The following is an 18,902-nucleotide window of genomic DNA, read 5'->3' on the forward strand; positions in this document are numbered from 1 at the left end:
GGGGGATCTTCAACGATTTTGGTTTTATACAAAGATGTGTGTACACCGTAGCCCACAAGGAGAGAGGTTTTATGCCAGAAGTTTTAAAAATTAAGCTATCCGATATTGAATCTGGATAGCTAAATTTAACTCTCAGATCGAGCAATCAAGACTACTTGACGTTTTCTAGAGCGTCTTCAACTGATTTTTGCAGGGAGAGAAACTTCTCTAGGCGAACAAGCTTGACCGTTTGAGTTACGCGGGCATTTGTAACAATTTGCAAAGTGCCATCGGCAGTTTGAGCCTGCTTGGCTAGCTGCACCAGAGCGCCCAAGCCAGAGCTATCAACAAAGTCAATTTGTGAGAGATCCAAAATAATGTGCTTAGGACCCTCATCTATCTTGCTGCCAAGTGTCTTGCGAAATGTCGGCTCAGAAAAAGCATCTAACAAACCTGTGAGGCGGAATAGCTGACAGTTATCCCGGACTTCACGAGTGCCCCTCAGGCTAACGGTTAGATTCAGTGGCTCAGCAATAATTCCCTCCTCATGAGTTAAAGTGAACGCTCAAGTATAGATGGTTTTTGAGCAAGTTGTCTACAATCTGCTGAAATAGGGCATTGGGGATTGGGCATTGGAAAACTTTTCCCCATTCCCTATTTTTACCTCACCTCTGCCACGGCTTGACGTGCTGTTCGCATGGATTGAACAAATTGCTCAAACAAGTAATCAGCATCGTGTGGGCCAGGACTAGCTTCTGGGTGATACTGTACGGAGAACACAGGTAGAGATTTGTGCCGTACCCCGGCAATGGTGCGATCGTTTAAGTTCAGGTGGCTGATTTCTACAACTGCCGTAGGTAAAGAATCTGGATCAATAGCAAAACTATGGTTTTGGCTAGTAATTTCTACCCGTTGTTGTAAACCGGCAGGCTGATTCAAACCACGATGACCAAATTTAAGTTTATAGGTTTCTGCCCCTAGTGCATGACCTAAAATTTGGTGTCCCATACAAATACCAAAGATGGGTTTTTCACTTAATAGGAGTGCTTTGGCAGTTGCAATCCCTTCAGTGACGGCAGCAGGGTCGCCAGGCCCATTAGAAAGAAACACACCATCTGGATTGTATTTGAGAATTTCTTCTGGTGGTGTATCAGCGGGTACAACAATTACCCGGCAACCATAACTTACTAAGCGACGTAAGATATTGCGTTTAACGCCAAAGTCAAGGGCAACAACGGTAAAGGCTTCCCCAAGATTTTCCCCAGCCTCAGAGTTAAATTCCCAAGCTGGAATTGTGGGATCGGACCATTCATAAGCCTTTGAGGTGGTGACTTCACTAACCAGATTCAATCCTGCCATGTTGGGGGCTGCTAGTACCTGCTCTAGCAATTCCGCTTCATCGAGAATGCTTGTAGAAATACCACCGTTCATCGCTCCGAACATCCTAATTTTGCGGGTGAGGGCGCGGGTATCGATGCCGTAAATCCCTGGTATTTGGTTTTGTTTGAGGTAGTCAGGTAAAGATTGTGTCGATCGCCAGTTACTTGGACGGTGACAAATATTGCGGGCGATCGCACCCCGCACTTGGGGCCCATCTGATTCTTCATCTTCCAGATTAACGCCAGTATTCCCCAATTCAGGATAGGTAAAAATCACAATCTGACCGCGGTAACTAGGATCGGTCAGGACTTCTTGGTAGCCGGTCATGCCAGTGTTGAACACCACTTCTCCGATCGCGGTTCCCGTCGCACCAAAAGACCAACCGCGATAAGTGGTTCCATCTGCTAGGACAAGTAAAGCTGGTATTGAGTCAGTCAGGGGCATAGGTGATAGGATTGGGGATTGGGTATTGGGGATTGGGTACTGGGGATTGGATAGAGAGGTACAGGGCGGGGAAAACTCTACTCCCTTTCTCCCTACTCCCTTGCTTCTTCCTTAGTCTCTAATTCCTAGTACCCAGTCCCCAGTACCCAATACTGCGATTGTTAATTATCCCATGAGTTGAGCAATTGGGAGTTTTTAAAATAGTTAATTAAAATTAAAAGGGAATTAAAGTAGCGGGAGTGGATTTGGCAAAGCTTGGGCAGTTAAAATTAATTATGCTTCAGTCTTTTTTATCCCGCGCAACCCTAATTTTTGTATCAAGCGCTCTAGCGGTTTTGTGTGTTGCCTGTAGTGAAGACAAACAGAACACTGCGATTGTTGGCAATGAGCAACCAACACCAGTTGGGGATCTTGCATCAAGAAAGCCTACCGTTGAACCAGTAAGACCAGCAGCTAGCCCAGAAGCGCAGCCGCTAGATCCGTTTGAAAGTGAACCAAGTCTTTTTGAGATCGGACGAGACAAAGCTGTTGGCGCTTGGAGTATCAGCCAATCGGCTCAATCTCCAGATGATTGGAAATTGGTGGCGAGTCAGTACCAAGAGGCGATCGCGCTGATGCAAAAAGTGCGGCGAAAAAGCCCAGAATTTGCGATCGCTCAAACCAAAATTACGGAATATCGCCGCCAGGTTAAATATGCCCAACAGCAAGCTAATCCTCGTCCTATTGCAGTTAGAGAACCTCAGAAAATAGTTGTTGTTGTTCCTCAAAGAGAAAGCACACCAAAGTTAACTTTACCTCCGATACAAGCAAAACCGTTATCACCAGAGCCAGCTTTGCCGTCATCAGCAGTGGTGATTCCCGATGAAGCAGTATTTACAGCGCCGATAAAAAGGCGAATTGGTGGTACGCCGATTGTGGAAGTCACCTTCAATGGTCAGCAACAATTTGAGATGATTGTCGATACGGGAGCAAGTGGTACTGTTATCACCCAAGAGATGGCTAATGCTTTGGGAATCGTCACAGTGGGAAAAGCTAAGGCAAATACTGCAAGTTCCAGAGCGGTAGAATTTCCTGTGGGCTATGTGAATTCGATGGCCGTTGGCGGGGTAATAGTGAATAAAATACCAGTTGCGATCGCAGGTGCGGAACTAGAAACTGGGCTTCTAGGACATGACTTTTTTGGTAATTATGATGTCACCATTAAACGTAATGTCGTAGAGTTTCGCCCGCAATTGCGATCGCAAATCAATTCCCCAGAAACTCCACTAACTCCTCCAACTTCGTCCAAGCAGCCCCACTTTGTAGGATATCCTTAGCGATTTTAATACCTTGGGCGTGATCTAGGAGTGCGATCGTACCCGCGATTTGCAGCGCCAACGACGCATTTAAAGCAACTGCGTCCTGTTGCGCCTGAGTTCCCTTACCTTGGAGTACAGCCTTGAGAATCTCCGCATTCTCTTGGACATCTCCACCCCGAAGCATACCTATAGGAGCAGGCGTTAAATCCAAATCAAGGGGATTAATAGTAGTTAACTGCACTTCTCCATCTGATAAAACCGCTAAGTCAGTTTCATCTCCTAACCCAGCCTCATCAAGTTTTTCTCGCCCGTGCAGCACAATCGCCTTTTCCTTGCCCAAATTCTGTAAAGCTTCGGCAACTGTTGCCAAAAGTTTGGGAGTAAATAAGCCCACCACCTGCCCAGTTGGACGCAAAGGGTTTACTAACGGCCCGAGCAAATTAAAAATTGTTCGCACTTTCAAAGTCCGTCGTAATGACGCAACGGCCTTGAGTGCTGGATGCCAACCAGGGGCAAACAAGAAAGTGATCCCGACTTCTTGTAGTGCGGCTTGTACTTTTTCACTAGAGGCACTTAAGTTTACACCCAAGGCTTCCAATACATCTGCACTTCCTGTAAGACTTGACGCTGAACGATTGCCGTGTTTGGCGACAGGTACGCCAGATGCAGCAGCAACAAAAGCAACTGCTGTGGAAATATTAAAGGTTGATGATCCATCTCCACCAGTGCCACAGGTATCTATTACAGGGCTAAGTGTTGATTTCTGAGGGCTGAGTGGGGAACATTGAGATTGTAATACCTCCGCCATGCCGGTCAACTCGTCGGCAGAAATGCCTCTAAAGTTGAGCGCTGTTAAAATAGCCCCTGATAACTCTGGGGGAACGGCTTCACTGAGCCAACCCTTCATTAATTCAGCAGATTGAGTACGGGATAAGGATTGACCATCTATTAATTGTTGCAGCAGGACATACCAGCTACCAGAGGATTCTTGAGCAGGGATTGGGGAAGTTGTCATAGCTAAGGTTTGTATGTTGTAGCTATATTGAGAGCTATGGGGTTATCCTACCGGAAAATTGGAAGCGATCAAAGTTAGGTTTCAATCTCAAGGCTTAATTGCAAAGCTGGATTAGCAAGATTCTGAACCTGTGATTTTTTCTCCAAATCAAGTTTAACTTTGTAGTTTGTAATGAATAACTCTTTTCCTTTAGCCGCACCACTCTGCTTATAGTTATTCATCCCATACTGTAATTCCCACTCTGAGATATTAGCCCATTGAAAGTTGTCTCGAATTTGCGTTGAGTTGTCGTAGGTAATTAGCCAGCGATGATGACATTGTTGCAAAAGTTCAGCAAATCTCTGATGTTCAAAAGAAGTATGCAAGTCACCATCTTTACCGTATAGTTTTGATTTTGTAGCGCTAAAGTATGGTGGATCTAAAAATAAAAATACATCTTCTCCTTCTGATTTTAATAGGTGGCTGTAATCCAAATTAGTGATTTGGACATTTTCTGATAGAATATTTTCTAATTTTTCTAGCCGTTCTATTGAAGAATCAGTAAATCTTTTATGGAAGGCTTGTTCAGAAAAACCGCCTGATTCTACAGTTCCTGAAAAAGTAATTCTATTGAGTACGAAAAACCGAACTGCTCTTTCTAAATCAGATAAATTATTGACATCTACACTAGTTAATTCTGTAAAGAGTAATTTGCCATTTGTATATTTGACTTTAATATGTCGAATTTCTTTAACTAACTGAGTTATATCAGATTGGGCAAACTTCCAGAAGAAGAAGAGTTCGCGGTTTAAATCGTTAATCCAAATTTTGATATAAGGAAATTTTTGTCTTAAATAAATAAATACAGAACCACCACCCACAAAAGGCTCTCGATATTCCGAAAAGCTCTCTGGCAAGTATTCAACTATTTGATTTATTGCTTTTGATTTACCACCAGGATATCGGAGAGGACTTTTGATCATAATTCAAAATTATAAGGTTTAAAAATTACTGGATACTTCTATTTTAAGTTTCTGATTATTTTGAGCTTCTAAAGCCAATTTTTTAATAACTGATTTTTGATTTTTATTAAATTTTTTAATATTAACTTCTAAAAAAAATTCTAGTTCTTCTAGTGATGCATCAGGAAAAACAATAGAACCAACAACGTTGTTACCTGTAAGCTTTAGCTTCGTAACAAATAATACTGGTTCACCGTTCAATATTAAAGAATCTAAATTAGAAAATAAAATTAGCTTAAATAAACCATCTTGAATATCAGGGAGCTTTGGCAAAGATGCTGTTGAAGTATTTTTTGACTCTTGTATAATGTACATGTTGTTCTCGAAGATTATCTCATCAGGAGTCAAATAGTAAATTCCGCCAAGATAGTTTTCAATACTAAAAGTTGCTTTTAATCCATCTACTAAATATTCTAGTTTATGAGAAGTCAGCGCTTCTCTCTTACTAGCACTCTGAGAACCTTTAAGAGAAATATTCTTAAATTCCTCAAACTCTTCTCTGATTTTATGTAAATATTTATCTGCTCCTTCTCGTGAGTGAATTATTACTCCAGTTTGATGAAAAATAGAATCATAAGAATCTAGAGCTTTTTCAAAAGTTTGCGTAAATCTTTCTTCAAATAGATTCTTATTCCAATGAAGTGCGCTTTGGCGATATGCTAATATCTCACTGATTTGAAATTTAACAAAATCATTAGCAAATTTCTGATTACTCAATTTATTCTTATTAACTTGACCCTTTTTAGTACTTTTTTTTGCTGTTTCGTAATAAGCAAGTACTATATAGATATTAAGCAAATTCATCCAAGAAATTGTAGAGTATTGGATTTTATCTATATCGCCATCTTTGCCCTCATCTTTAATCACCGGGATTATAGTTATAACTTTCGAGGAATTATATGTATTATAAATTCTGGCAAATGGATAACTTCTGGTTCTCTTAGGTGATACCCATTTTGAATAAGCAATTTCAGTTGTAGGTGACTGGATTAATCCATAACCCCTTTCTTTATTGACATCAAATACATCTAAACTAATCCTACTTAAATTATCATCCAAGTAAGTTTTATAGGTTACTCCTTTGATAAATCCTGTAAAATGGAGAACTTCTGCCATATATTCAAATTTTCTTAATATTTTTCTTTGCCATAGTTTAGTTCAGCATTGGCTATTAAAGCATAGAAATGACCAAGCAAGAGTTAATTTTCTTCTGAAATGGCTACAATTTTCTGAAGTAATTGGCTGTTGGAGTGTAGCTTTCCCTCGTAGGCGATCGCAAACCTGCCAACAAAAAACTACGTGCCCGTAATACCTTCAGTAAATTTTATATCGAGTTTATGTTGCAATTTCGTAAAAGTCTGTTACATTACTTTACAGGCAGTTATAACTGTTACAACATAAAAGCTCGGAGTATTATTTATGGCAGACGTTAAGAAGACTACGCCTTCGGTTTCAGAAGATCCTAATGCTTTGCGCTGGGGCTTCACTCCTCAGAGCGAAAACTGGAACGGTCGTTTTGCAATGATTGGCTTTTTATCTGCCGTTGCACTTGAAGTATTTTCTGGTCAAGGGATTTTACACTTCTGGGGCATCCTTTAGATTTAAACGTTTTTACCTTCATTAGATTATGAGGCAAGGCGGGGATTAGTAAAATTATCTGCCTTGCCTCGTAATCTCAAGAATTAGACGCGATAAATCGCCGTCTCTACAAGAAATCTATCTATCTAATTCTTTATTGACAGACTACTAGCGTGATGAGCGAAATATTACACGCCCTGGAGATTCTTCTTGATTAATTCGCGCATATACCCGAAGAGAAGTTAAGACTTCGCCAGGAATACCACCACAGTCTAGTTGTAAGTCATCTTTGGATAAAGCACAGATATCTGCATAAAGTCCCGATAATTGGCGAATTCGCACTTCATTACCTGCATTAATCGCTTCATCAGCGACTTTCTTCAGGATGCGCCGTGATTCATGTTGTAGCTTTCCCCACCAAGAATAGCGTTCAGCCGGTGGTACGAATACTAGGGAATGTATCGCTTCGTCCATGTCAATCCAAGCACGGAGAATTGACAGGGGATCAGTGTTTTTCTCTGCTTTTTGGGTGCGTTGGAAGCGATCGCTTAAAGCATCAATATATTGATCGCGCTGTTCTGGTTTAGAGTGTAAGGAAACGACATCGAAGCTAAAAACGCTTTTTAAAGCATGGTGTAAATCTGGATCTATTTCGATAAAATTCATATATAAAAATAGGAATGCTGCTGGTAAATCAGATACATTACCTTGAGTATTTTTAGGAGTTGAAAGTGCTTGTTGGTATAAGCATAATCCCTGAGTTTGAATAGTACCACTAAGTCCGGGGTAGATAATTTCATCGCGGATAAAGGGAAGCTGAAAGAGATTAGAATTATCTGCGATCGCACCAACTTCTTGAGCTAAATCTAAGGTGCGCTGTTGCCAAGATGCAGCTAAATCCTCTGGGACTCGTAGCAGTTTGCGTTGAATTTCATTCCACAAATCTGAGTCTGTTTGGCTTTGCAGTTGGGAATTACCCAAATAATAACTAAGTTCTGAGTCAGAATTAAAAGCTTCTCGAAGGTGATTTAGTTTTAACTCATCTGGCGGATCTTCCCAACCAGTATTTTGCTGTGGCGGTTCAGGTTGTAAGAGGTTACGAAGTTCTTGCAGCACATCATCACATATTTTAGATCCTGGATCTAGTGGTAATTCTGTGCGAGCCTGATTTAAACTAGCCTCTAGTCCATACAAACTAAATCGCAGTAATTGGGCTAACTCCGAGTTTTCTATCTCTAATAATTGACGCAAGTGCTGCATGAATCTCACCTCCAAAGCAAATAAAACTTGGCAAACCTCTGCGCCTCTTTGCGTTTACTCCGCGCCCCTACCCTGCGGGAAGGCGAAACGCCTATGCGTTTAAAAATATTAATTTTTTCAACGCAGAGGAACGCAAAGTTTCGCGCAGAGGAACACAGAGGTTTAATGTATGCCACAAAAGGGATCGCGTTCTTTATCAACTTCATTAGGTTGCAATTCTAATTCAGCACGGTAAACACATCCTTCTTCTTTCAGGCATTCTTGATTTTGTGATGTCCAGTAAGGGACTTCACCAGCGTGCATCCTTAGAATACCTCGATCGTCGAGAGTTACACGATATTGGCAAGGGTAATCTGTTGTTACATCTGGTTTACTGAGTGCGCCAATTCTTATCCATTTTTTGCTGTTGGTTTCGGCATCTATTTGATAAACATAGAAAGTGTGCTGGCCAGTTTGTGGGAATGGAGGTAAGGGATTACTAATTAACCCAACTCCTGGTTGCGTTACACCATCGCGGAGATAGTGAAATTTGTGAAACGTTTTACTACCATCATTTCCGACTTCAAACACAAGATGATAGGCATCTGGTTGATCGACAGTTGCTGACTCAATAACATTGACGGCAATATCACCATCATTTAAGTATTTATTGAAGCCTTCTACAGCAATATTCCAGTTTAATTTGCCATCAGCAAATAGCGCTGATGTTTCTGAAATCACCGATTCTAAATCAATACCAGAAATATCAATCAAATAATGGGGATTTCCTTGACAAAGCAATACGTTAAATTCGAGGGTTTGGTCAATTTCAAACTGGACTTTAATTTTTTTCAGAAACTCTACTTCTTGCATCTCCAGTTGATTCATGAGGTTTTTGCCGTCAAAGCTTCCCCATAGTCGTAAATCTCCCTCTTCGTAATCTTGACGGTAGATAATATTAGTTAATTGTATACCTTGCCAATGAGTACGAACTTTGGCGACAGTTTCCCAAGGCGCGAGTTGATAGAGTTCTTGTCCGGCTTTGAATATAGTTAGTAAATCGTTGCTTTGGGTTTTGCGTTTGAAGTTGCAGGGCAAATAATAAAATAGGTTTTTAACATCAATTTCTAGCTGGTTTGCTCCCTTACGCAGCAAGCTTTTGGATTCTTCTGGATCGAATCTCAATCTTCGTAGCTTTTCGGCATAGCAAGCACCGGCAGAGGTGGCTAGCTTGGTAAATTCCAATACAAAAGTAATCCGTTCTGGATTCCAGACAAAATATGGAGATTTACTAAATTCTTGGTATATTTGGCGCTGTACTATGTCTAAATTACAAGTTTTTCCAGACAAAATTAACCAATCAACCTTTTGGGAATTCCAAGAATCTTTTGTGAGATCGTCAGGACGTAAACGACTTTCCATTAATCCTTTGGCAATTCCGATCGCTTCTTTAATTCCCGAAGCGGCGGCTCGTTCAAATTGCTGGTTATCTAAGGTAACGCAGATGTTATTTGGATCTGTGACTTGCAATTTAATGGCACTTTGGGTAAGCAATTCGGAAATTTGCTGCTCAGAAAGTGTGAAGGTTAATAGAGAATTCTCTGTTGGTGGCTTTTGCCCAAGTTTAAGTTTGGCGGCTTCTGCATAATCCCAGAGAATATAAAAGGATTGCAGACGTTGAGGTGCTTGTTGCCAACGAGTGGGTAATACTTTTTCAGCTGTATCTAGGGCATCTTTGTAAGCAATATCGCCTTCTGGATTTTCTCTATCCAGACATTTTAAAAGACTGCCAGTTTTGAATTTGCCTTGTTCTAAGAAGCGCTCGTTTAACTCAGAGTTAATTAAATCTTCTAGCTTTTCGTTTTCTAGATCGCCTGTTGAGACTGCTGTCAATAAAAAGTCTGCGATCGCAACTTTTAATAATCTGAAAATTCGCAGTGTAATTAACTCACCGCCTAGCTGTAAATGACCAGATGAACCTAATAGTTTGGGAGTGAGTTTATAGTAACGTCCTCCTAAACCTCGGTCTTCATAATCAGCAAAAGCTGGGGTTTTATCTTCTAGAGTCAGTTCAATTAAAGCTAAGTCTGTGGTTCCCCCGCCAATATCCAAGACGAGGACATTTTGTGACCATTTGTTTCCTGCTTGGCGACAACGGGTTTTGAATGACTCGATCCCAATATTGAGATTACCGCCAAATTCTCGCCATAAAAAGAATATCGCCACAGAAACGGCTTCATCATAAGCAGTTTGCACATCATCGATTCCCAATTGCTCAACCAGTTCTCTAACTTCTTTACGAACAACTGGTGGGGCGACGGTGGGATAGGTGACAACTGCTGTTAAAAAATCTCCTTCAGAAAATCTGCGTCGTGCATGTTGGCGGTAGTCTTCAGTTAACTCGATTAAATGCGCCCAAGCAGATTGGATTAACTGGTTGGCAGTAATTGTTTCTTCTTCGCCATCCAAAATAATTGAAAACGATCGCTCCTGGCCAAAATAGCGTTTGGGTGAATGGTGAAACCTGCTGATAATTTCCTTTAAAGAACCGCTTGTACCTTGAGCGATCGCTTTTTTTCGGTTATCTCTAGCTTCCCTTCCCATCCGCAGTTTTAAATCCCCTAAGTGCGAAATTTCCGACTCGCTGGGAATTTCCGTATCGCGGCGATCGATATCCAGCACAACTGGGATCAGATTTTGCGACTCTAGGGTAGGAACGCGGAACACCTCATGATAGATTTGGTAAAGTTTTTTGCTGACAGCACGGCGGAATCTCTCGCTGTTTCCTAAAGAAAGTTCAATTTGGCGAATTGCTTCTAAAAATCGCTCTTTATTATCACTTTCAAATACTTCACTCAATCGGCTGGGTTCTATCTCCAAATTTTTGCTAATCTCTGTGATAAACTTTGCCCAATCATCAGCACTGACATCTGGTAAAGCCACGGAGGCGGGAGAACTTAGCCATTGTGATAAGCGATCGCGCAACCGCATTTCTTGTTCTTTGGGTAAAATTTCTGCGATCGGTACTTCAATTGGATCGAAAAGTGTAACTGTCGAATTTGATGTACCAAAATCTAAAGCAAACCATCCCGGAAATCTTTTTTGTTGTTTCTCACTTGGTTCGCGATCGGTATAGTTGTTCAATTTAAAAGGGTTCATTATAGTATCAAATGATTCTGTTGAGCGATCGCTTTTTTATCTAGGGCGATGCCTACGCTTTTTCATATAAAAGCGTAGGCATCGCTATGAAAATGCCACCAGTTACTAAGTTGATCTTGAAGATTCTTGCTCACTTGCAAGTCTTATTTCTTCGACTTGTTCGATAGTTAAATCAAGTAATTTAGCAACCTCTTCTATTGAAATACCATAAGCTAAACACCGAGGTATAAGTTCACGTTTTACTTCTTCTCGTGCTTGTTCTATTTGTTCTCGTGCTTGTTTTATTCCTAGTTTTATTCCTTCTTGTTGCCCTTCTTCTTTAGCTCCTCGATAAACCCTAGTTTCTTGTAACGTAATTTCAAACATCGCCTCTACCTCTTCACGACTTAAGTTGACAAATTTATAACCAGTAATTATTCTGATTACTCAGATGCAAGCCTTACTTGTTCGATGGTTAAATTAAGTAATTGGGCAACCTCTTCTATCGACATACCACGAGCTAATAACTGAGTTACAAGTTCAAGTTTTAGTTCTTCTCGTCCTTCTTCTCGTCCCTCTTCTCGTCCCTCTTGTTTAGCTTCTTGATAAACCCTAGTTTCTTCTAACTTAACTCCTAACATTGCTTCTACCTCTTCACGGCTTAAGTTTGCGAATTTATAAACTGCAATTGTTGTGATTACATCTATTATCTCCTTCTTAGCCAAGACAGTTATCTGCTCTTGTTGCACTCGCTCAATTAAACGTTTCGCTTCCCGAACCATTTGAGTCTCTGAGGCAATAGTCAACAGCATCAAACTGATACCTACTTTGTACTCATCAGGACTACCTAACTCATCTAAATAAATTCGTTGTACTTGAGAACTGTTCAGTAACGATCTGTGAATAGTGATGTTTTCCGGTTCCAAGCTGCGAGACTGTAAAATAATTACCCCGTACCAGTCATCGTAAACCGACGGGTTACGATACATATACAGCATGGATTCTGAGAAAAAGCGATGGTACAGTAACTCATCCTTTTGGAATTGTACCTCAGCAAAAAAGATCGTCTGAGAGGTTGCATCCGGTGGAGGTAAAAATACCCCATCAATCCGAAATGTTGGTTCTTTAACTTCAACTGATTCAAAGCGATAGCTAGCAGCTTCAGGCGGTGGTTGTTCTACTAACTCAAAAAACAATCCTGGGACACGCTTAAAAATTGTATAAAAAATCGCATCACGTCTCACAAATACATCCTCATATCTCTATGCGATCGCGTCATCTCAAATCCAAATCGTCTGAGGGAGAAACAGCCGCCATTTCTGAAATAATCTGCAACCAAGTAGGAATTTGGATCTCAGATGGCAATTCCCCAGCCGCCAAATATCTTAGCAAAGTTTCTTTTTTTGAAAGGTTTTGCAGACTCGGAATAATTTGATCTAAAATACCTTCTAGTTCGGAATTAATTTGCTGATTAACTTCACTAACATACTGCACAAGATGGAGGCTGGCACTAGCAGTAATTTCATCTCGCAGTCGCAGTACTAAAAGTTGGTGATTGCTCGATCTGGGTAAGCCTTGGCTTTTCTCTGGTGCCCAATCAAAGATTTGACCAACGTTATGTTTATCGTCTTGACGTGCTAAAGGGAAAATAATTTCGGGTGCAACGGTTTTGTCTTTACTACTGATTTCAGCGATAATTGCTTCTTTCCATTCGTTAGGATCGCATCCTAGTAATAATTTATAAAAGAGATCGGCATCTTCAAAACCAAATTTTTCTTCGATTTCTTGTTCCATTTCTGGGTGGAAAAATGCCTGCAATTGTTCGCGTTCTGGGGCTACATGATTTGATAATTGGCTCAACAAATCTACCACGGCTTGATGAATGCGATCGCGGGCAAAATCTTCTATTTCTTTAACGGTTTTCTCAAATACTGGATAAAAATCATCACTCTTAGTCGGAAGGGAAGTATTTACGCGGTTTCCCCGATCGAATAATTTCCCAGCTGCACCTTTAGATTCTGCCAGAGCGATCGCTCCATTATTGGCTTTGTTGAAGAGTAAAGTCCACTGGTTCCAATTGAGAATTCTAAAGGTAAGTTCGTCTTTTACTACATCGCTGACAACAACACCGCGCCGATCTTTGAGTGGTTCTTTGCCGATATCTTTTTGGAAATTTCTGTAGATTTTATCTAAGCTTTCGACTACAAAACGCAACTCGATAAAAGCCGGACTATCGCCTGTGGGGATGCCTTGCTCGTGAATTTCATCTATGATGTCTTTCAAGTGATCTTGTTGCTGACTCACCACATCAGCAGCTCTTCGGGTATCTTCATGCAGTTGCTTCAAACCATGAGTAGCTACATGGGTTTGAATTAATTCCCGCAGCTTACTAAGTCCGCCATCTTGACTAAAGTAACCCAACTGTTTGCCCAAATAGCTACGGGTGTTAGATTCTATCAGCTTTTCACTTAATAGCTCCCATTTCTGTTGTAGCCGTTTAGACCTGTCTAGGTAATCAGGATAGTCTAAGTTAGCTAAAAATTCTGGTGAGCCTGCCTTGACTGTACTAGAACGTTTTGCCAATTCAGCTAATCCCAACAGTGGCGACAGTAAAACGATGCGGTCTTTTTGGGTTGTAAAGGCAGCTGCACCGTCAATGGTAGTTTGCAGAACTTTGAGTTTTTGGAGAACTGTTTCCTCTTCTAAATGGCTATCTTCAATCAGATGGTCAAGTTCTCTTTCGCCACCCTCGCTGTCTAGGGGTAGTTGATCGAAACGACCCACACCGACGAGAATTAAATCTTTCAGGTCTTGTCCTGGTCGCTGCTGCTGCATCATCGTGAAGATTTTATTGGCGCGATCGCTTCCAGGAGATTTACCATTTAGCAAAACCAGAATTGTCTGTACTTCTGCCAATTCCCGCAATGACAAAAAGGTATCTCTAGCCCCGGAATTAGCAGCCCCCAATCCTGGAAAATCGATGAGAATAAATTTAGCTGCGTCTGCAAAATCCCAAATTTCCCGTGAGATTTTCACATCAATATCGACGCGGCGAATCAGTGGGAAACTGTTCTGCAATAACTTTGTTGGTAGCCTCTGAGGTGGACTCGGTAATCTAATATGCGCTGGCGGTAGATCCTCAAATTTCAGAGTTTGGATTGCCATTGGCTGCTCGACTAGCTGTAGCCCCTCGCGGGCAGTCACCGCATCAATTTGGTAGTGTCCACCACACATAACTTCCCCATAAGCTTGATAAGCCCGTAGGAATAGTACCAACTCTCGGAGTAAATAACGTAGCTCTAAATTGTTACTGCTATTCCATGCTTCTTCACACCAGCTAATAATATCTGTGCCAGAGTTGAGTTTCGATACTGGTATCGGAGGAAGCCCTGCTGCTGTTGTTCGTCTATTGGCTTCCCCTAGCATGAAGCGTAGACACTCGTGTACTCCTTCGTGCGAAAGATACTCTACTGTAAAATTACTTAATTGCGTCGTTGCAAAATCGTCTTGCGGGATAATATGTATGGCGGTAACATTACCTGTAGTGGGGTTTTCACTGACTGGCAAAGCATCTGCATATCCAATTAGACTGCCTAAAAGTAAGGTTTTTCCACTACTAAATTCCCCCATTACACCAATTTTGACAGGCGAAGTTGCCAGGTCTACAGTTTTCTGGGCAGCCGAACGCAAACGAAGAAGACAGTCATCAAGACTAGCTGGAACCCAATCTTCTTGTTTAGAAGGGTACTGGGGCACAGAATCTATCTTTCGGAGGATGAATTCGCCGTACTCCTTAAAACGGCCCAGTTTATCTGGTTCCATAAAGTAGTTTCCGCCTAACATTAATTTCTGTGAGCTTTATAACATATAAAATGCGATTACCAGGCATTGTTACAACCAGTTGATATCACATTTAGCATTTCTCTCATTTAATTTGCGATTTTGCTATAGCAATCCTAAAGCATTCGTGAGATTTGTTCTCTTTTTATTGGCATACTTCTTACAAGATACTGTGCTATATGTAGTATTTCGTAGAGAGACAGTTCGTCATCACCTAGATTTATCATCACTCAGATAGGATTGCTATATAAGGCATTTTGACTAGTCAAGACAATTTTGAAGAATTGGGTTTTGTTGGTAAAAATAAAAAACAATACATTCATCATTATCTAAACCTCAAAATAAATAAAGTTGGTTTTTATACCATTAATTCAGATAATAACTGCTTAATACAGATGTGACTATCAAACTCTTTTATACCCCCTGATTTTAAGCAAGATAGATCCATCAGCCAGATTTTAATTCATGCTGAATTCTTCTTGATAAAAAATCAATATTTATTTTGGATAAAATTATTGATTATTGTGAATTTCTTATAAAGATGTAAATGTGTTGCAGAGAATCATATAGTTTCCGTAAAGCTAATTCAGGTTTTTGAGGAATGCAATTACATAGCTAAGATGAATTTATCAGTTATTTTAAAAATAAACAAAGTCAAATAATCTCCTTGATATATAGATAGTTTAAATTTCACCAAAAATGCTGAAGTTAATCTTAATGATAACTTCAGCATTTTTTCAATTTATTTACAGTAAAACAGGATTTTCTGGGCATATAAAAATAAATAAAGTATTAAGATTGTTATAAGGTTGGCATAAACAAGATTATATCCATGTATTAAGAAATCGTATTTTCAGCATATTACCTTAATAATTTAGGCAGAGCAGGCAGGCAAAAGTGTTTTCTAAAAAGGTGCAGAGCTACGTTAAACAAAGCATAGTTGAAGAGGAAGAAATACAACAGGATGAAAAAGTATTCTGCCAGCAGGCGGATATTGCTCCTCTGATGATTTGGATGTCTGGATGTAATGCACTTTATTGTTACTTCAATTCTAATTGGCTGAAATTTACTGGAACACATCTCACAAAAGCCGCGTCTGCATCTGCGCTAGAAGAGGAAATAGGCAATATTTGGACTGGCAGCGTCCATCCCGAAGATAGACAGCGATGCGAAGATATATACCTGAGAGCATTTGCGACGTATGATTCCTTCCAGAGGCAATATCGTCTGCGTGGTGCTGATGGCGAATATCGCTGGATTTTAGATACAGCCGCGCCACGATTTGCGGCAGATGGTAGCTTTGTTGGTTACATCGGTTATTGTATCGATCTAACAGGAGTGCCGATAGGGATCGGTCAACCTTCCCTAACAGAAACCTACTCGCTATCTACAAATTCCTCTCATCGCCTACGTAAAATTACAGATAGAGAACAGGCGACAGAATTAGCAAAAGCATTAGAGCAACTGCAAGCTGAAATTAGCAAACGCCAAGCAGTTGAGGCACAGTTACGCCAAAAAACATCAGAATTTGCCGCGATTTTGCAAGTACTTCCTGATTCATACTTTCGTCTTGATGCTGATGGAAGTATTCTGGATTACAAGCAAGGGTTGATAGAGAGTCTGTATATTCTACCAGAAGATTGTCAAGGCAAGAGTTTGCGAGAATGCTTACCGACTGCTGTGGGCGATCGCTTCTATCAAGCAATAAATCAAGTACTTGAAACTCAATATGAAGTCAGTTTTGAATATACATTACCGTTACCGGAAGAAAATAATAATTTTGAAGCGAGATTATTACCATTACCAGACCGACAAATTATAGTTCTGATCCGCGACACCAGCGACAACATCCAAGCAGCCTTAATAGAAAGTAATGCCAAGTTCCGCAGCATTGTAGAAAATGCCAACAACGTTATTTTTGCGCTGACACTTGAAGGGATATTTTCCTACGTTTCTCCTAACTGGACTGAGATTTTTGGGCATGAGGTTGCAGAAGTTGAAGGCAAATCTTTTATTCCCTTTATACATCCTGACGATGTGCATATCTGTGTCGATTATTTTCAAAGAATTTTGACAACAGGCGAAAAACAAAAAGCAATTGAATATCGAGTCCAACACAAAAATGGTAGTTGGCGATGGCATACAAGCAACTCATCTGCTATTAAAGACGCTAATGGTAATATTTTGTACTTCGTTGGTATTTGCCATGACACCACTGACCGTAAAGAAGCAGAAATTGCACTTAGAGAAAGCGCCCAACGAGAAGCACTCCTAAATCGTCTTTCTAATCAGATTCGAGCTTCTTTGGATCTCAATCACATTGTGGAAACCGCAGTACAGGAGATTCATAACTTATTCGAGATCGATCGCTGCGTCTTCTTTTGGTATCGGCAAGATGCTGATGTACCCTACTGGGAAAAAGTCTATGAGGTGAAAAATTCCTTTTTACCCTGTCTGCTTAACGACCAAGAAGCAACTAATGGAGAAATCGAACTAATCGCAGCCAAAACCTTGAACGGAGAAATCATCTGCATTGATGATACTGAGACTATGGGCGATTCCATAGCACAGCAGTTTTTGCAGGATTTTGGTTTCACTGCCTTTATGTCGCTACCCGTACACACCCAATCTGGCGAAATTGGTGCATTTAGCTGTGGTTATTGTAGTGGCTTGCGCCCTTGGCTGAACAACGAAGTAGAATTACTACAAGCAGTTACAGTTCAACTAGCGATCGCCATTGACCAAGCTAAACTTTACACCCAAAGTCGCATCACTGCCCAAACTGCCCAAGACAAAGCCCAGCAACTAGAATCAGCACTGCTAGAACTTCAACAAACTCAAGCGCAACTGATTCAAACTGAAAAAATGTCCAGTTTAGGACAATTGGTTGCAGGTATTGCCCACGAAATCAATAATCCCGTCAATTTCATCTACGGCAATATTAGCCACGCCAGTGAATATACTAAGGATTTGCTGCACTTAGTAGAACTTTATCAACAGAGTTACTGCCCACCAACACCAGAGATCGATCGACAAATAAATAACATTGATTTAGACTTTCTCCGGCAAGATTTACCCAAAATCTTGGAATCTATGAAAATGGGAGCCGAACGCATTCGGCAGATTGTCCTATCTTTACGCAATTTTTCTCGCCTTGATGAAGACGGTACAAAGGCAGTAGATATTCATGAAGGGATGGATAGCACCTTACTGTTGTTGCAAAATCGCCTCAAAGCTAAACCAGGACATACCGAAATCCAAGTAATCCGAGACTATGGCAACCTACCACCAGTAGTGTGTCACGCTGGACAGATGAATCAAGTGTTTATGAATCTGTTGACAAATGCGATCGATGCTTTAGAAGAGTCATACTCTACGGGAAAGCAAAGCACCTATGTCAATAGTCATACCCTGCAAAAAGGCGTTCGCGTAGCGTCTCGTAGAGAAGCGTTTATGTCATTAGTAAACAACACTGAACAAAGGACAAATGAACGGCAGTTGCTTCTCCTGTCGGAGACGCTGCGCGTAGCTTGCTTCTCCGAAGGGGTACAAGCCGGGAAACCCATCCAACGCACTGCCTCCCAAGGACAAATGACTTTTCCGCAGATTCGTATTCGCAGCCTCATTCAAGAAGACCATGTAATCATTAGAATTGCTGACAATGGCCCAGGCATGAGTGAGGAAGTACGCAAACGCTTATTTGACCCCTTCTTCACGACAAAACCTGTGGGTAAAGGCACTGGTATGGGATTATCAATTAGCTACCAAATTATAGTCCAAAAACACGGTGGAAAAATCCAGTGTATTTCAGCACCAGGAGAAGGTGCCGAGTTTGTTGTGATGATTCCACTAAAGCAAGAACCCTCAACCTAGATATCACGCAATAGAGATAAAAGTGAAAAAATGTAGAACCGTAGCACTGCTACATCTCTACAGGGGTTCTAGATAACGCATAATTAAATTCTGGAGATATCTAATCTTAATCTAAGC

At 40.8% G+C, this 18,902-nt stretch carries 13 protein-coding genes; 3 read left to right on the forward strand and 10 right to left on the reverse strand.

Features of this window, described 5'->3' with window-relative positions; all coding sequences use genetic code 11:
* Positions 1–151: 151 nt before the first annotated feature.
* Together ACM0OX_RS28275 and carA are read right to left on the reverse strand one after the other, a co-directional pair.
* The gene (locus ACM0OX_RS28275) at positions 152–517 is read right to left on the reverse strand and encodes an STAS domain-containing protein (RefSeq protein WP_084227153.1); all 366 of its coding nucleotides are present in this window, start codon (positions 515–517) and stop codon (positions 152–154) included.
* A gap of 122 nt (positions 518–639) precedes the next feature.
* Positions 640–1,803, reverse strand: a complete 1,164-nt coding sequence (gene carA, locus ACM0OX_RS28280) for a glutamine-hydrolyzing carbamoyl-phosphate synthase small subunit (protein ID WP_414518300.1) — start codon at positions 1,801–1,803, stop codon at positions 640–642.
* A gap of 275 nt (positions 1,804–2,078) precedes the next feature.
* Here carA and ACM0OX_RS28285 point away from each other — a divergent pair, with 275 nt between their 5' ends.
* Positions 2,079–3,119 carry a TIGR02281 family clan AA aspartic protease gene (locus ACM0OX_RS28285; protein ID WP_414518301.1) on the forward strand — a complete coding sequence of 347 codons (1,041 nt, stop codon included), beginning with the start codon at positions 2,079–2,081 and terminating at the stop codon, positions 3,117–3,119.
* On the opposite strand, the gene trpD is transcribed toward ACM0OX_RS28285, so the two are convergent.
* The 3 genes from trpD to ACM0OX_RS28300 all read right to left on the reverse strand — a co-directional run bounded on the left by trpD (position 3,049) and on the right by ACM0OX_RS28300 (position 6,233).
* A complete protein-coding gene (gene trpD, locus ACM0OX_RS28290) occupies positions 3,049–4,116 on the reverse strand; it encodes an anthranilate phosphoribosyltransferase (protein ID WP_414518303.1) in 1,068 nt (355 codons plus the stop codon). The genes ACM0OX_RS28285 and trpD overlap by 71 nt on opposite strands.
* 74 nt (positions 4,117–4,190) lie before the next feature.
* Complete coding sequence (locus ACM0OX_RS28295) at positions 4,191–5,078, reverse strand: DNA adenine methylase (RefSeq protein WP_414518305.1); 888 nt, start codon at positions 5,076–5,078, stop codon at positions 4,191–4,193.
* Between the two features lie 18 nt (positions 5,079–5,096).
* A complete protein-coding gene (locus tag ACM0OX_RS28300) occupies positions 5,097–6,233 on the reverse strand; it encodes a hypothetical protein (RefSeq protein WP_414518306.1) in 1,137 nt (378 codons plus the stop codon).
* Between the two features lie 303 nt (positions 6,234–6,536).
* On the opposite strand from ACM0OX_RS28300, the gene ACM0OX_RS28305 reads away from it, so the two are divergent.
* The gene (locus ACM0OX_RS28305; RefSeq protein ID WP_069071239.1) at positions 6,537–6,716 is read left to right on the forward strand and encodes a high light inducible protein; all 180 of its coding nucleotides are present in this window, start codon (positions 6,537–6,539) and stop codon (positions 6,714–6,716) included.
* Between the two features lie 147 nt (positions 6,717–6,863).
* Here ACM0OX_RS28305 and ACM0OX_RS28310 read toward each other — a convergent pair whose 3' ends face one another.
* The 5 genes from ACM0OX_RS28310 to ACM0OX_RS28330 form a co-directional block, all read right to left on the reverse strand.
* Positions 6,864–7,955: a hypothetical protein gene (locus ACM0OX_RS28310; RefSeq protein WP_414518308.1), complete on the reverse strand. Its 1,092-nt coding sequence runs from the start codon at positions 7,953–7,955 to the stop codon at positions 6,864–6,866.
* Positions 7,956–8,117: 162 nt separating this feature from the next.
* On the reverse strand, positions 8,118–11,093 hold the full coding sequence (locus tag ACM0OX_RS28315; RefSeq protein WP_414518310.1) for a molecular chaperone: 2,976 nt from the start codon (positions 11,091–11,093) through the stop codon (positions 8,118–8,120).
* Positions 11,094–11,198: 105 nt separating this feature from the next.
* Positions 11,199–11,459 carry an aspartate aminotransferase gene (locus tag ACM0OX_RS28320; protein ID WP_414518311.1) on the reverse strand — a complete coding sequence of 87 codons (261 nt, stop codon included), beginning with the start codon at positions 11,457–11,459 and terminating at the stop codon, positions 11,199–11,201.
* 56 nt (positions 11,460–11,515) lie between these two features.
* Positions 11,516–12,316 carry an Rpn family recombination-promoting nuclease/putative transposase gene (locus ACM0OX_RS28325; RefSeq protein ID WP_414518312.1) on the reverse strand — a complete coding sequence of 267 codons (801 nt, stop codon included), beginning with the start codon at positions 12,314–12,316 and terminating at the stop codon, positions 11,516–11,518.
* A 31-nt stretch (positions 12,317–12,347) separates the two neighbouring features.
* Positions 12,348–14,894, reverse strand: a complete 2,547-nt coding sequence (locus ACM0OX_RS28330) for a proteasome protein (RefSeq protein WP_414518313.1) — start codon at positions 14,892–14,894, stop codon at positions 12,348–12,350.
* Positions 14,895–15,809: 915 nt separating this feature from the next.
* On the opposite strand from ACM0OX_RS28330, the gene ACM0OX_RS28335 reads away from it, so the two are divergent.
* Positions 15,810–18,785, forward strand: coding sequence for a PAS domain-containing protein (locus tag ACM0OX_RS28335; RefSeq protein WP_414518314.1), 2,976 nt, complete (start codon positions 15,810–15,812; stop codon positions 18,783–18,785).
* The last annotated feature ends 117 nt before the right edge of the window (positions 18,786–18,902 follow it).

The organism is Nostoc sp. PCC 9305 (assembly GCF_963920915.1).
In the GTDB taxonomy this organism is placed as follows: Bacteria; Cyanobacteriota; Cyanobacteriia; order Cyanobacteriales; family Nostocaceae; genus Nostoc.